Genomic DNA, 15,327 nt, shown 5'->3' with positions numbered 1-15,327 from the left:
AAAGCCTTTACATTTCTCTAATTTTCTCTAATACATAGTGTTGTTTGACTTATCACACGATGCTAAAATTTGACTTTATTCAGCAGAGATAGGGTTTAACTTGACTGATGTCTCAATTCTTTCGAATGAGGAACAACGAAATACATCCTCTTCTGAATGAAGTTAAGCCTCTGGCGAATGTAATAGATTTAAAAAAATGTAACTTGTACTACCGCGTATGAACGTGAAGTCACGAGTCAATACCAACTGAAGAAGGTCAGGTAGTTTGGCTAAACGTAAGGTCTCTGGTCGCTAGAGCTTTCTGAAGAATCAGTTACTTACACTTATATGGTAATAAAAGGTACAATAAGTAGAATTTAGACTCATCCCAAGTAGTGGATAATATTTGTTAAACTACTCGCTATGATGATGGTGAGCTGGAATTTATTAAGTTAATGCAATGGAAACTTTGTGGCAATATTCATGTTTTTGTGCAATGAGTGTCAAAAATCTTGAACCATAAACGCCGTGGTGTAAATGGATGCAGACAATTTATTTGATAATGATTCAATAATCTTGTAAGATTGTTGCTTGAATAGGGGTGAAACATATTGTTCAAATTTAATGATGAAAAAGGCAATTTAAAATGCTCATTCTGTGGGAAACCACAAGAACAGGTACGTAAACTAGTTGCGGGTCCTGGTGTTTATATTTGTGATGAATGTATCGAACTTTGTTCAGAAATCGTTGTAGAGGAACTGGGCGTTGAAGAAGAAATTGAATTCCAAGATATCCCAAAACCGAAAGAAATCTTAACGATTTTAGATGAGTATGTAATAGGTCAAGAACGTGCTAAAAAAGCTTTAGCAGTTGCGGTTTACAATCACTACAAACGCATTAATACGAATAGTAAAATTGATGATGTAGAATTAGCGAAATCGAACATTGTGTTAATCGGCCCAACTGGTAGCGGTAAAACTTTATTAGCCCAAACATTGGCGCGTATTTTAAACGTTCCTTTTGCTATTGCAGACGCTACTTCACTAACTGAAGCTGGCTATGTTGGTGAGGACGTTGAGAATATTTTATTAAAATTAATTCAATCAGCAGATTATGATATTGAGCGTGCTGAAAAAGGGATCATCTATATTGATGAAATCGATAAAGTTGCACGTAAATCTGAAAATCCATCCATTACACGTGATGTATCTGGTGAAGGTGTACAACAAGCACTTCTTAAAATCTTAGAAGGTACAGTTGCGAGTGTCCCACCACAAGGTGGCCGTAAGCATCCTCATCAGGAGTTCTTACAAATCGATACTACGAACATCTTATTTATTGTGGGTGGAGCGTTTGATGGAATAGAATCCATTATTAAACGTCGTCAGGGTGAAAAAGTAATTGGCTTCGGTTCAGATCCTAACAAAATTGATATGGAAGAAAGCTCAATTATGGCAAAGCTGATTCCAGAGGATTTATTGAAATTTGGCTTAATTCCAGAGTTCATCGGTCGATTACCGGTACTTGCAAGCCTAGAGCAATTAAACGAGGCTGCACTTGTACAAATTTTAACAGAGCCTAAAAATGCACTAGCTAAGCAATATCAAAAAATGCTTGAATTAGATGGTGTTGAGCTTGAGTTTGATGAAGGTGCCCTTTCTGAAATTGCAAAAGAAGCAATTGAGCGAAAAACAGGTGCACGCGGTCTTCGTTCAATTATTGAGTCAACAATGCTTGATGTAATGTACGAACTACCTTCACGTGAAGACGTGAAAAAATGTATCATTACGGCAAAAACAATTACGGATAAAGAAAAACCGAAATTGCTTCTTGAAGATGGCACTGAACTCGATGAAGGTAGCGACACTAAAACTTCAGCATAACGAACAGACGTGGCTGTCTATTGTTGTGAGATAAAGAGTAATTTAGCTGACTTCGATTGTGCAATATTCGCACATTCGACAGTCAGCTTTTTATTCATTCATACATAAAGCCAACTGTAATTAAATGAAATTTTTGGCTCAATTGATTAACTAGTGTGAATCAGCTTTTTAGACACATACTAGTAGCGTGGGAGTGAATAAGAAAATTTTGACGGAGGTGAATACCCGCATGGTGACAATACAAAAAACAACAAATGTACCATTATTGCCTTTACGTGGACTTTTAGTATACCCGTCGATGGTGTTACATATTGATGTGGGTAGAAATCGTTCTGTAGCGGCGCTAGAACAAGCGATGTTAGAGGACCAACTGATATTATTAGTAACACAAAAAGAAATGCATGATGAACAGCCTGATGAGCAAGATCTCTACACAGTTGGTACGATGGCATATGTTAAACAGATGCTTAAATTACCAAATGGAACATTGCGTGTTTTAGTGGAAGGTGTAGCGCGTGCAACATGGTCTAATTATCGTGCGTTAGAAAAATATACGGTTGTTGACATCGATGATAAGGAAGAAACAATCGATAAGGATATTGAAACACAGGCTTTAATGCGGACGCTGTTAACGTATTTTGAAAAATACGCGAAAGCTTCCAATAAGATTACTTCCGAAACCATCAGTACTGTAGCAGACATTGAAGAGCCAGGTCGTTTAGCGGACATTATTGCTTCACACTTGCCATTCAAGATTGCTGATAAACAAGAAGTATTAGAAATGCTCAGTGTAAAAAAGCGTTTAGACCATTTAATTATTCGTTTACATGATGAACAAGAAGTACTTGATCTAGAGAAGAAAATTAATACAAAAGTTAAGCAATCGATGGAGCGCACTCAAAAAGAATATTATTTACGTGAACAAATGAAAGCTATTCAAACTGAGCTAGGGGACCGTGAAGGGAAAACTGGCGAAGTCGCTGAATTACGTAAACGTATTGACGCAACGGGAATGCCTGAATCCACTAAAGAAGTAGTGCTTAAAGAGTTGGATCGCTATGAGAAGCTACCGGCAGCTAGTGCAGAGAGTGGCGTAATTCGAAACTATATTGATTGGATTGTAGCACTACCATGGACAAATGCGACAGAAGATCGCATGAATATCGCACTTGCAGAGAATATTTTAAATCGTGATCATGATGGATTAGAAAAAGTAAAAGAACGTATATTAGAATATTTAGCTGTACGTCAATTGAAAGCATCATTACGTGGACCCATTTTATGTTTGGCTGGCCCTCCAGGTGTAGGTAAAACGTCATTAGCACGATCGATTGCAGAAAGCTTGGATCGTAAATTTATACGTATTTCGTTAGGTGGGGTACGAGACGAGTCAGAAATTCGTGGTCATCGTCGTACGTATGTTGGGGCAATGCCAGGGCGTATTATCCAAGGGATGAAAAAGGCAGGGACAATTAATCCTGTGTTCCTTCTAGATGAAATTGATAAAATGTCTAATGACTTCAGGGGGGATCCAGCAGCAGCAATGCTTGAAGTTTTAGATCCGGCTCAAAATAATACATTTAGTGATCATTACATCGAAGAGCCTTATGATTTATCAAATGTATTATTTATAGCAACGGCCAATGATTTAAGTACAATTCCCGGACCGTTACTAGATCGTATGGAAGTGATTTCAATTGCTGGTTATACAGAAATTGAAAAAGAGCAAATTACGAAAAATCATTTAATACCAAAACAGTTAAAAGAACATGGCTTGAAAAAAACGCAAGTTATTATGAAAGACGAAGCAGTAGTGGATATCATCCGTTATTATACTCGTGAAGCGGGCGTTCGAGGACTAGAGCGTCAAATCGCAACCCTATGTCGTAAAATCGCTAAGATCATTGTCTCTGGTGAGAAAAAACGAATAACAGTAAGCTCGAAATCGTTAGAGGAATTACTCGGTAAACATCGTTTCCGATATGGACAAGCTGAGGAAGAAAATCAAATCGGTGTAGCTACTGGACTTGCTTATACAACTGTGGGTGGTGATACATTACAAATTGAGGTATCATTAACACCTGGTAAAGGGAAATTGCAGCTAACTGGGAAGCTAGGCGATGTCATGAAGGAATCTGCTCAAACCGCCTTATCGTATGTCCGCTCAAAAATGGAAGAGCTAAAAGTGGATGCAGAATATTTTGAAACACATGATATTCATATTCACGTTCCTGAAGGAGCAGTGCCGAAAGACGGACCTTCCGCAGGTATTACAATGGCAACCGCAATTGTTTCTGCAATTTTACACCGTCCAATACGCCGTGAGGTCGGCATGACAGGTGAAATTACTTTACGTGGGCGTGTACTCCCAATTGGGGGCTTAAAGGAAAAGACACTCAGTGCGCATCGAGCGGGCTTAACGACAATTATTTGTCCGAAAGATAATGAGCGAGATATTGAGGATATTCCTGGAAGTGTACGCGAACAACTAACATTTAAACTAGTGTCATCGGCTGATGAAGTATTAGCCATTGCACTGGACGGAGGTATTTAAGAAAATGAAAGTCCATAACGTCGAAATGGTCATAAGTGCTGTAAGACCAGACCAATATCCAGAAGATGGACTGCCAGAATTTGCACTAGCCGGTCGTTCAAATGTGGGGAAATCCTCATTTATTAACCGAATGATCGGTCGTAAAGCTTTAGCACGTATTTCTTCTAAGCCCGGAAAAACACAAACGCTTAATTTTTACAAAATTGAAGAGCAATTGTTTTTTGTAGATGTTCCGGGTTATGGTTATGCAAAGGTTTCAAAGACTGAGCGTGAAGCATGGGGGAAAATGATTGAGCGTTACTTAACTGGGCGTCAGGAATTAAAGGCAGTCGTTCAAATTATTGACTTACGTCATCCACCTACAGCTGATGATCGCATGATGTATGATTTTTTAAAGCATTACAATATTCCTTGTATTGTCATTGCAACAAAAGCAGATAAAATTCCAAAAGGTAAATGGGATAAGCACAAAAAAATCGTGAAAGAAACGCTAGACATGGATAAAAATGACCCTATTATTGTCTTTTCTTCAGAAACAGGACTTGGTTTTGAAGAAGCTTGGCGTACTATCGAAAATAAAATGTAATAAGAAAACATCTATTGCGACTATTATTTAGGACAGTAGATGTTTTTTTTATTAAAATGGATGGAATTGCTTGATGAATGAAATAACTGACCGATAAATTAAATAGGAGGTGGACTTAATGGATATAGCAGCTTTATCAATGGCAATGAATCAAGCAACATTAATGCAAAATGTATCTCTAGCTGTAACAAAACAGGCTATGGAGATGCAACAGCAAAATTCAGAACAATTAGTTGAAATGTTAGATGCTCCACATCCAACAGCTGGACATACAATTGACGTTCAAGTTTGATGAAGGAAGGTAGCTTGGAATTGGAAGCTACCTCTATCTTTGCGGTCTAATGGTAGATTTAACTTCTTTCAGCAATCTCTGTTGCAACGATAGTTACAGAAGACACTCACCTCTATAGGTGGTGAGATGAATGTGGTCTTTAAGTCACCTTTCGGCGGGGGTCCAAGCATCCATTGAAAGAAGTTAAGCCTCCGGCGGAAATCGGAAAGGAGTTTACATAGGATGTTAGCCTAAAATCATCGCATCTATGCGATAATGGCTAACTGACCTGCATCGGTAAAAACGCCACGTCCTGTGGCATTATAGAGATGACCGACATCGTGTCGGCCCTCGTGCAGGCCTAAGCGCAAAATTAATTTCGGACGCAATTATGCCCAGGGATAATTGATAAAGTAAGTAAAAGCACTAAAATGTAACTTTTTGAATAGGAAAAACTACCAATAATAAGATATACTATTTATTAATGACATTTTTAAGGAGGCGGGATTTGTTGAAGAAGATTCCATACATACTAATGTTTATGTTACTAGCGGTTCTCGGATTTTCGTCAAATCAAACAGCCCATGCGGCCCAGATGGTGACAGGAACCTTTGTTGATGTAACATTTTCAGAATATGCAAATTCAAACGGAATGATAGAAAAAAAACTTAGTAAAATTACTTTGCAAAATGATAGCGGTCGTGAAGTTACATACAATATAAATGATAATGCCCGTCTGTATATTAATAATACAGTAACAACAATCGAAGGCTTTAAGATGGGGATGAAAGTAGAAGCGGAAATTTCGCTTCGAAGTGTTGTTGAGCTTCGAGGTACTTCTAATTCTACAATAGAAGTAGAATCTCCAACAGTTGCACAAAATACTAAAATACTTGCGGGAGTAGTGACAAGTATTGATCCAAATGGCCTGTTCATTATGCTGAAGCCAGATATTGGAGAGGAAACAACCTACTACATAAATAAAGATACAAGCTATCAAAAAGGCTCCTCTGCAGTCGATATTAGCGCATTATATGTGGGGGATCGTGTTAAGCTTAGCCTTAAAAATCGAAACACATCCATTGTCACAAAAATAGAAATTAGTGAGACAGGTACATTAGTTGAAAACCTATATAAAGGTGAGATTCAAGCGGTTAATGCCAATGCCAATAAATTAACTGTCAAAAACCAACATGCTTTTATAAATTGGCAGTTTGGATCTAATACAACAACGGATTTATCAACGATGAATTTTTCATCTAAGGTTCCGATATATGTTGGAAATACAAAAATTGATAAAGGTCAGTTGAAGAATTACATTGGCAGTGAAGCATATTATGCGACAGTTAAACAATTTGGCAAAGAAGTGATTGAAAAGGTTGTTGTACTAAAAAACAATGAGCGAACTTACTATGAGCCTATGCTTTCTGTGGATACTAAATATCAATTATTAAAACTTAAATCTGCTGGTACATTATACTTCCATGATGGAACGATTTTAATTCGAAATGGTCGTTTAATTGAACCTACTGGCTTATTAGCTTACGGTACAGCTTTTGTTATTTCGGACGGTGCTGCACGTGATCATTATGCCCAAGTTGTGCAAGTAACAGGTGATAGTTTTATGTCGCCAAACTTAGCGGGTCATGAGTTATATTATGGGCGCTTATCACAAGCAGATGGCTATTTAATCGAAATTGATGATGCAATGAAAATCGAGTCAAATGTCTTCAAGAAAACGGAACGTACTGTACTATCTGTTAGTAATTCAACAAAGGCAATAGTAGATGATGGTAAAAAAACATTTAGTGTTATTCCGGATATTGAACTTCATTTATATGAAGGTGAATATGGTTACTTCTATGTGAAAGATGGCCATGTGCAGGCTGTTCATATTCTTAATAAAGCTAAGCCAGTTGCACCATTAATGTTAACGGGTAAATTACAGTCAGTTAAATCGAAATATCCAGCTGTAATTAATGTGAAGAGCGTTAGTCAATGGCAAAATGGCCATTGGTATGAAGCTGGTGAAATGATTGATATGAATATTGACCAAGCTACGCTTATTAAAGCGGGTAAAGTAATTCAAGCATCTGATTTAAAACCTTCAGATCGTTTAGTTGTACTATCAGATCGTTTTGTCAAAGCTCATTTAATATTAGTTGATTAACATATATCTATAAGCTTCTATAAGTATATTTTCAACGAAGATATTTAGACTAAGTGAAGGTAGAGCTTGCTTATAATGAAAAAATTTGTGTTGTACTACGATAGTGGAAGCAAATTTTTACTTTAAATTTCTCAGGTGTGTTGGTTAAGATGGTTAATCAACATACCTGATTATATTGTAATCTTGAAGAAATTATTGACAGCTCCATATGCGGATATGCATGGATTGAAAGAGAGGAACAAAGAAAGAATGCGAAAACATTTATCTAAAATAATGTTAGTGGTTCTTGCTGTATTTGTTATTGGAGCTACTATCCCAGAAAATGCATTAGCGGCTTCATTAGAAACAACAGGTGCTGTAAAAAATGAATATACATATGAGGAAGCTGTTTTCATTACAGGAACACCTATTATATTTAAAGGCACTAGTAAAGACATTAAAATCACACAAAAAGAATCTAAAGGAAAGTTAACGGAAACACATAGTTTGAAGCTGACAGCAAGTAACGGTGCTACACTGACACGAAATATTGCCTATGAATCAGACGTTATGGATTATGCTACGATTGGTCAAAAAACATCGAATGGTGTAGTCAAAAAGTATTCGGAGAAAATTGTTGTCGGAAAAATAACATATACATTGGTAGATTACCAATTTTCACAAGGGACTGTAACAGACAATCGTGCAGCCTCGGATTACTATTCAGGTAATGTTATTTCGAGAAAAACTTATTCCTATCAGACTGGAACTGGAAAAAATGTAGTCAAAAATACGGTAACAATTGATACGGATAGTCGCCTTGCAGGCTATGAAAACTTCTGGGGAGCAACAGAAACACAAATTACAGAAGCTGTTTATAATTATAGCGACGGTAAGACAAGCCATGTGAAAAATCGTTTATCTAAAAGCAAATCACGTGTACTAAACTATGAAGAAAACCTTGGAAGTTTAGGGAGCTTTGATGGTGGGTATGCGGTAGTGAGTGAAAAGGATGTTATTTCTGAATATACGTATGATTTAGCTTCTGGACAAAAAGGTACTATTGATTTAGATAAAGAATACATGCCGACAATTGAACGTTTAATCATTCCGAAGTTCCGTGATTTATCAAATCACTATGCGAAACAAGCAATTGAAAAATTATACTCTTTAGGTATTTACTCAGATGCAAGTAACTTCTTCTCACCAAATACACCTATGAAGCGTATTGATTTTACAACGGCGATTGGTAAGGCAGTTGACTTACGTGTTATGGAAGAACCAAAAAGCAAAAAATCGACATCAAGTACTAGTATTTTTAAAGATGTCAAGCGTACGGTAAAAGATTATGCCTATATTGAGTCTGCATTTAAAAAAGGAATCATTAAAGGTGTAACTCCAGAGTATTTTAAACCGGATAATCAAATTACTCGAGCTCAAGCAGCTACGATTTTTGTACGTGCATTAGGGCTAGAAAATAAGGCGCCAGATCCAGGCTATATGACAAAGTTTAAGGATGATGCGCAAATTCCAGACTATTCAAAAGACGGTATATATATTGCAAATGAGCTAGGCTTAATGTCTGGTGATCCTGTAACAGGTCGATTTAATCCAAATCAACCATTAACGCGAGCACAAGCATCAGTAGTGTTAGAGCGGTTCTTGAATTACTTGGAAAGTGATTTAAAACAAAACTATCGAGATGACATATTGTTCTTTAATTAAAGAAAGGACGGATCAATAAATGACGTATGCTAAAAAAGCATTTCTATCCCTGCTTTGTTTCGTACTAGTCCTAATGACAGCAACTCCAGCTGTGACTCAGGCAGCTACGACAATTAATGATGTACCAACAAATGATAGTAAATACAAAGCTATTTCATGGGCAGTCGATAATGATTTATTCTCATTGAATAGCGCTAATAACTTTTTACCTAATGAACAAATTACTGAGCGAGAGCTTGTTGTCATGTTTGCAAAGCTTGATCGAAACTTTGCATTAACATATAACGACAGTATAGCTTATAACTTCTATAGTGATTTTTATTTACCGTTTAATGGTATCTTTACAACAGCCAATCGTTCAAAAGCTGTTACACGTGGACAATTTGCACGTATATATGCTGCATTTAGAGGTTTAGATTTAGATGAGCCTCAGGCGGTTCAATATTTATACACGAACGATATTTCAACAGGAAATACTGGTAAAAAAACATTTGCTGATTTCCAACCTTCTACAAAGCTAACTCGAGGAGATAGTGCTGAATTATTATACCGCAGTGTACAAAACGGTAATTTTGCTGTACTAGGATTAAAACGTAAGTCTGCAGGACGTGATAACGACAAAATTACATTACCTCCTGGCTTCATGGGCTCAAGCAATACAGAATTTGAAGAGCCAAAGGATAATAACAACGATTTTACTGGACCGGAATATGTTAATAATGCTCTACAAAGTATTGATGTTGAAAAACCAGATTTAATCGCAAATGACCAAGATTCAACGCTCATTACTGTATCTTTAAAAGCTTGTAATGGTGATCCAATACCTGATGATAAATCTTATACATTCCGTGTAACTTCATCATATGGTGCCAAAATCGTTGACACATCAGGTGAAGCTGTTCGAAATGTACAGTCAGATGGCTCTACTGTCTCTGCGATTGTTATAGCACCAAAATTAACAAAATCTGTCCGTGATACAATTTCATTTGAGCTTATTAATAACACGGATCCTGGTATGAAATGTCTTGTAGGTGAAAAACTGAATGCACATGTCCGTTACTCACCTCAGCCGGAAATGCGCATTGATTATCAAGTGTATGATCCAGCGAATACGGATGATGAAAATGGAAATGTAACACCTCCATATGTACCGTATGAAAAATTACCAGAGTACTTTAAAGAAAATATTGTGAACGTCCATTGGATTGATAGAGAAGAAAAGCTATTTAGTATTGGACAACAAACAAATGTAACAAATGCTCTAGGAAATGTTGAAAATATTTATTTACAATATGGTGGCAATGATAAAAAATACCCTGCATTAGGATATGAAAATGCCATTTTACAATTTGAAAACTATAATATTTCCGTTTGGTTGTTCGAAGAGATTATTGAAAAACGTTTGAAGGATTCAATTAATGATAAGATTGAAATTATGTATATGATTTCAGATGATGGGCGTCCAATTTATCGTATTCAAGGAATTGATGATGCGATCGCCTCACAGGTTGAGAATATTAACCCTGTCGGTGCTATTATTCAACTTATGAGCTATATGCCAGATGAAAAAAAACTGACACTCGAGCATTATGATAGTGTCATGAAAATTTATGCTATTTTCACAAGCTTGAGTAACTATGATCGAACAGTATTATTAAAATACCAAGGTGGTAAACTACTAGGTCAAGTAGAAGCTTATAAAAAACGAGTTGAAGCATTAAAGGAAAGCGCAGATGCGGCATCAAGACCATCTGGTAAAGATCGTTACACAAAAGTAATGGTTACTTTAGTGAGACCTGGTGGAGAAATTATTACTGACTATCAAGGAACAGTAAAAATTAAATTTGATGGTGTTGAGAAAACAGCTTCATTTGTAACAAATACTTCGGATTACTTAAATAATACAGGAAGCCCAGGGACAGCCGTTGCGTACTTTGACACTGTTATTTATGGGAAATCAAAAGCTGAAGCAACATTAGTAAATAAAATAGATCCTCGCTATGCAACAATATTGAAGGATCTAAAAGATAAAACATTAACGAAGGAAATTTTTACAAATCCTTACTTTAGTAAAAATTCTTGTTCTTTAGCAACAGAAGTCGCTTACGTAGTTGATTACTCTGCTTCGATGAAAGCTTCTGACCAAACAAATTACCGTGGTAAGAAAATGATGGAAGTCATCAATCAAATTAAGGCAAAAAATAATATTGTGATTGAAACAAATACAAAAGCTTCTGTTCTTGGAGAGGGTACGACAGACAATGTATTGAAAAAAGACCTGTATAAAGCATCGAAAGAGAAAGGTGCCACAGATATTTTTGCAGGTATTGAAATGGCACTGTCTAAATTCTCAAATGACTCAAAAACGTCAAAAGCTATTATTGTCGTGTCAGATGGTAAAACAAGTAAATCTAAGATGACAAAAGTGTTAAACGAAGCGAAAAATAAAGGGGTTAAGGTTTACACTGTAAGTATGGGTAAAAAATCACAAGTCAATGATGCAATTTTAACGCAATTGGCTTCTGAAACGGGTGGTATTTACTACCACGCAATTGATAACTTACAATTACATCAAGTTTTCCAAAAAATTATTGATGCAATTTTATGTAAAACTTCGCCTTCAAGTTGCGTGAATCCAGAAGATATATTTGAAGAAGCGACAGTAACTCTACGCAAAGGCAATATTACTATGAATGCAAGAATCGATGGTAATTGCTCAAATGTTGCAAAGGTTAATGTACGATTCCTTTCTTTAAGTGGAGATGCGCAGTTCGAATTGAAAAAGCGTAGTGATAATGTCTACATGCTAACAAAAACAGTGCAAACAATGCAGGACTTCAAAGTTAATAATGAGATTGAATTTATAGCGTATGATAAAGACGGTAAAATCATAGCTACAAAAACAACGACAATTACAAATTAATAGATTAATACTCAAAATTAAGCTGAACTAATAGACAAAATTAGTTCAGCTTTTTTTGATTTTATATACTTATTAATATAAAGTGGGGTTGATTTCTGTTCCACCTTTAATCCAATCAATTTATCAAAAAAATTAGATCCTAACCTTCGAAATGAAGCGTTATTTAATTAATTTATTAAATATGGCAATAATACACCTAAAGAAATTTTGAGGTGATGACAAATGTACAGAAATATATACTTAGGAAACATATAGTAGAAAGTGAATTTTTCCTTGTTAAAAATAATAAAAATGCAATTTTTTTATACCTCAATAATAATTAAATGAACAATAGAGTTGTAAGATTTGGTTTAACACTATTATTTAATTCGAAAGACATATTTACCTGAAAAAATAAAAAATGATCATCCTTATTCAACGTGAAAGTAATAGTTTGTATGTATAAATAATTAGGAATTGCCTTTAGGAGTCTTCAATATCAATCATCTTTTATTTATTCATCATCGGAAGAAAGGAATGCCTATAATAAAACGTATATCATGTGAAAAGTTGATCTTCGTTACGACTGGGCGACTCCTCGGGGATCAGCAATAGAGGAACGAAGGCTAAAACCATCACATCCTGTGATAACGCCTTCGTGACCAACAAAGCGCCAGTCGGAACGGAAATCAACCACACGGTTGGTAATGAGCCATTAAAGAACATGTTCTGGAAAACATTAAATTTGAAACAGAACGTATAATTTGTTACACTTAGTTTATAATAATTCTAATGTAGATGACGAATTTCAGTTCTTCATGACATGTTCACAAATTATTGATGAACTCTTGTCGAACTGTGCTATAATGAGATTTGTTAATTAGAACGTGAGAGGTGTTATTCATGCATACCATCGTAGTAGGCTTGAATTATAAAACGGCGCCAGTTGAGATTCGTGAAAAGTTATCATTCATAGAGAGTGAACTACCACAGGCAATGGAAGCGCTGCAAAAGGAAAAAAGTATATTAGAAAACGTTATTGTTTCGACATGTAACCGTACAGAAATATATGCAGTAGTTGACCAATTGCATACTGGACGTCATTTTGTTAAACAATTTTTAGCAAATTGGTTCGACCTGCCTGTGGAGACATTTTCTACGTATTTAACAATTCGTGAAGAAGATGAGGCAATCGAGCATTTATTCAAAGTGACAGCTGGTATTGATTCGATGGTACTTGGCGAAACTCAAATTTTAGGACAAGTTAGAAAAAGCTTCTTAAATGGACAAGAGATTGGAACGACAGGAACGGTATACAATCAGCTATTTAAACAAGCAGTGACATTTGCGAAGCGAGCACATAATGAAACGGCTATCGGTGAGAACGCGGTATCTGTTTCTTATGCAGCAGTTGAATTAGCAAAGAAAATATTCGGATCTTTACAACGTAAGCATGTAGCCATTTTAGGTGCAGGAAAAATGGGGGAGCTTGCTATTGAGAACCTTTACGGTAGCGGTGTAGGAAAAGTAACCGTAATTAACCGTACGTTCGAAAAAGCAGAAAGCCTAGCAGCTAAATTTGATGGTGAAGCAAAATCCATGAAGGAGCTACAATGTTCGTTACTGGAAGCGGATATTTTAATTACGTCTACAGGTGCAACAGATTATGTGATTGACTATGAATTGATGCAATTTGTTGAACGTTTGCGTAAAGGTAAACCATTATTTATGGTAGATATTGCGGTTCCACGTGATATTGATCCACGTGTTGGAGATTTACCTAATGTTTTCTTATATGATATAGATGATTTACAAGGCATCGTCGAAGCAAACTTAGCAGAACGTGAACGTGCTGCTGCCGATATTTCTTCGATGATTGGCAAAGAGATTGTGCAATTTAAAGATTGGGTTGCGACTCTTGGCGTTGTCCCTGTCATCTCGGCTTTACGTAAAAAAGCAAATCATATTCAAGAAGAGACAATGATTAGTATCGAAAATAAAATGCCAGATTTAACGGATCGAGAACGTAAAATTTTAAGTAAGCATACAAAGTCTATTATTAATCAATTGTTAAAAGAACCAATTTTACAAGCTAAAGAAATGGCAAATTCACCAAAAGCAAATGAACAGTTACGTTTATTCCAACAAATTTTCGGTATTGAGGATGCTGTGGAAGCTGAAGTTACTGCGATGACAGAACTAGAGCTTGAACGCAAAGAACGCTTACAGTCGTCACAATCTTCCACTGAACCAAAGTATTCTTTCTAAAGTCGCGGTGCAACTTTAGATAAGTTGTCCTTCGAGCTTTTCCCGCGAGCGAGATTTTCTACTGATATTAAATGAGGCGTTTTCGTATCTGTATGGTAAACTAAGGATACGAAAACGTTTTTTTTCTAGGCTAAAGTACACTACTTTAGTACTTTCAATATAAAGAAGGGATGTCTATTGGCTGATTTGACGATGACAAGGCTCTATGAAGTAATGATCGTCTTGTATGCGATCAGTCTAGTATTTTACTTTACTGATTACTTTTATAAGCAAATACGAGCAAGGCGAGTTGCTTTTTGGCTTGTTTCATTCGTATGGGTAATTCAAAGTGCCATTATTTTATTAACTTTTGTGGAAACGAAGCGTTTTCCGATTTTATCCTTGTCAGAAGGGATTCTCTTTTATTCCTGGCTGCTTGTGACACTATCTATTATTTTGCACTGTATTGCACGAGTTGATTTACCGGTATTTATTATTAATATACTAGGGTTTTTATTCGCTAGTATCTTTACTTTTATGCCGAAACGGCCGACAGGAATAGTAAGTGATACTTTAATTTCGGAATTGCTTTTTATTCATATATCATTTGCCATTTTATCGTACGCAGCATTTTCTTTAACATTTGTTTTTGCGATATTGTACTTAGTATTATATCGTTTGCTGAAAAAGAAAAAATGGTCACATGTATGGACAAGGTTGCCATCACTACAGCAGACGAGCAACTGGATGAATGTTTCATTTTACATTGGTATTCCAGTGTTGTCTGTAAGTTTAGTTTTAGGGTTTGAATGGGCACTACTAACGCTAGAGAGTCTTTCGATTTTTGATGCGAAGATTATTGGGTCCTTTATTATTTTAATATTGTATTGCTTTATATTGTATGCGAATCGTAAAAGTAAGCTGACAGGGACAACTTATGCGTGGGTACATATATACGCTTATCTATTAGTTGTTGTTAACTTCTTTTTAGGAAGCAGTTTATCACGATTCCATTTATGGTATTAGAAGAG

The 15,327-nt window shown here is 36.0% G+C and carries 9 protein-coding genes; all 9 read left to right on the top strand.

Annotated elements, in window-relative coordinates; translation table 11 throughout:
- Positions 1 to 590 precede the first annotated feature (590 nt).
- The 9 genes from clpX to AC3WSO_RS17885 all read left to right on the top strand — a co-directional run bounded on the left by clpX (position 591) and on the right by AC3WSO_RS17885 (position 15,322).
- Entirely contained in the window at positions 591 to 1,862 is a 1,272-nt protein-coding gene (gene clpX, locus AC3WSO_RS17925; RefSeq protein ID WP_492532689.1) for an ATP-dependent protease ATP-binding subunit ClpX, read from the top strand.
- A 229-nt stretch (positions 1,863 to 2,091) separates the two neighbouring features.
- Positions 2,092 to 4,416: an endopeptidase La gene (gene lon / locus AC3WSO_RS17920; protein WP_492532687.1), complete on the top strand. Its 2,325-nt coding sequence runs from the start codon at positions 2,092 to 2,094 to the stop codon at positions 4,414 to 4,416.
- Between the two features lie 4 nt (positions 4,417 to 4,420).
- Positions 4,421 to 5,002: a ribosome biogenesis GTP-binding protein YihA/YsxC gene (gene yihA, locus AC3WSO_RS17915; protein ID WP_079563115.1), complete on the top strand. Its 582-nt coding sequence runs from the start codon at positions 4,421 to 4,423 to the stop codon at positions 5,000 to 5,002.
- Between the two features lie 118 nt (positions 5,003 to 5,120).
- A complete protein-coding gene (locus tag AC3WSO_RS17910; protein ID WP_079563116.1) occupies positions 5,121 to 5,294 on the top strand; it encodes a YjfB family protein in 174 nt (57 codons plus the stop codon).
- A gap of 487 nt (positions 5,295 to 5,781) precedes the next feature.
- The gene (locus AC3WSO_RS17905) at positions 5,782 to 7,443 is read left to right on the top strand and encodes a hypothetical protein (protein ID WP_492532685.1); all 1,662 of its coding nucleotides are present in this window, start codon (positions 5,782 to 5,784) and stop codon (positions 7,441 to 7,443) included.
- Positions 7,444 to 7,692: 249 nt separating this feature from the next.
- Positions 7,693 to 9,147, top strand: a complete 1,455-nt coding sequence (locus AC3WSO_RS17900) for an S-layer homology domain-containing protein (RefSeq protein WP_492532683.1) — start codon at positions 7,693 to 7,695, stop codon at positions 9,145 to 9,147.
- Positions 9,148 to 9,166: 19 nt separating this feature from the next.
- Entirely contained in the window at positions 9,167 to 12,070 is a 2,904-nt protein-coding gene (locus AC3WSO_RS17895; protein ID WP_492532681.1) for a VWA domain-containing protein, read from the top strand.
- An 882-nt stretch (positions 12,071 to 12,952) separates the two neighbouring features.
- Positions 12,953 to 14,317, top strand: a complete 1,365-nt coding sequence (gene hemA, locus AC3WSO_RS17890) for a glutamyl-tRNA reductase (protein WP_492532679.1) — start codon at positions 12,953 to 12,955, stop codon at positions 14,315 to 14,317.
- A 177-nt stretch (positions 14,318 to 14,494) separates the two neighbouring features.
- Entirely contained in the window at positions 14,495 to 15,322 is an 828-nt protein-coding gene (locus tag AC3WSO_RS17885) for a cytochrome C assembly family protein (protein WP_079563123.1), read from the top strand.
- Positions 15,323 to 15,327 lie beyond the last annotated feature (5 nt).

Source organism: Lysinibacillus sp. EB106-09-02-XG168 (genome assembly GCF_058791475.1).
Note: the sequence above shows the minus strand (reverse complement) of the source record. Positions and strands in the feature narration are given on the sequence as shown.

Bases quoted from the DNA above. Each gene is read 5' to 3' on its own strand.
- yihA (WP_079563115.1), top strand. From the start codon at position 4,421: ATGAAAGTCCATAACGTCGAAATGGTCATAAGTGCTGTAAGACCAGAC.
- AC3WSO_RS17910 (WP_079563116.1), top strand. From the start codon at position 5,121: ATGGATATAGCAGCTTTATCAATGGCAATGAATCAAGCAACATTAATG.
- lon (WP_492532687.1), top strand. From the start codon at position 2,092: ATGGTGACAATACAAAAAACAACAAATGTACCATTATTGCCTTTACGT.
- AC3WSO_RS17895 (WP_492532681.1), top strand. From the start codon at position 9,167: ATGACGTATGCTAAAAAAGCATTTCTATCCCTGCTTTGTTTCGTACTA.
- AC3WSO_RS17900 (WP_492532683.1), top strand. From the start codon at position 7,693: ATGCGAAAACATTTATCTAAAATAATGTTAGTGGTTCTTGCTGTATTT.
- hemA (WP_492532679.1), top strand. From the start codon at position 12,953: ATGCATACCATCGTAGTAGGCTTGAATTATAAAACGGCGCCAGTTGAG.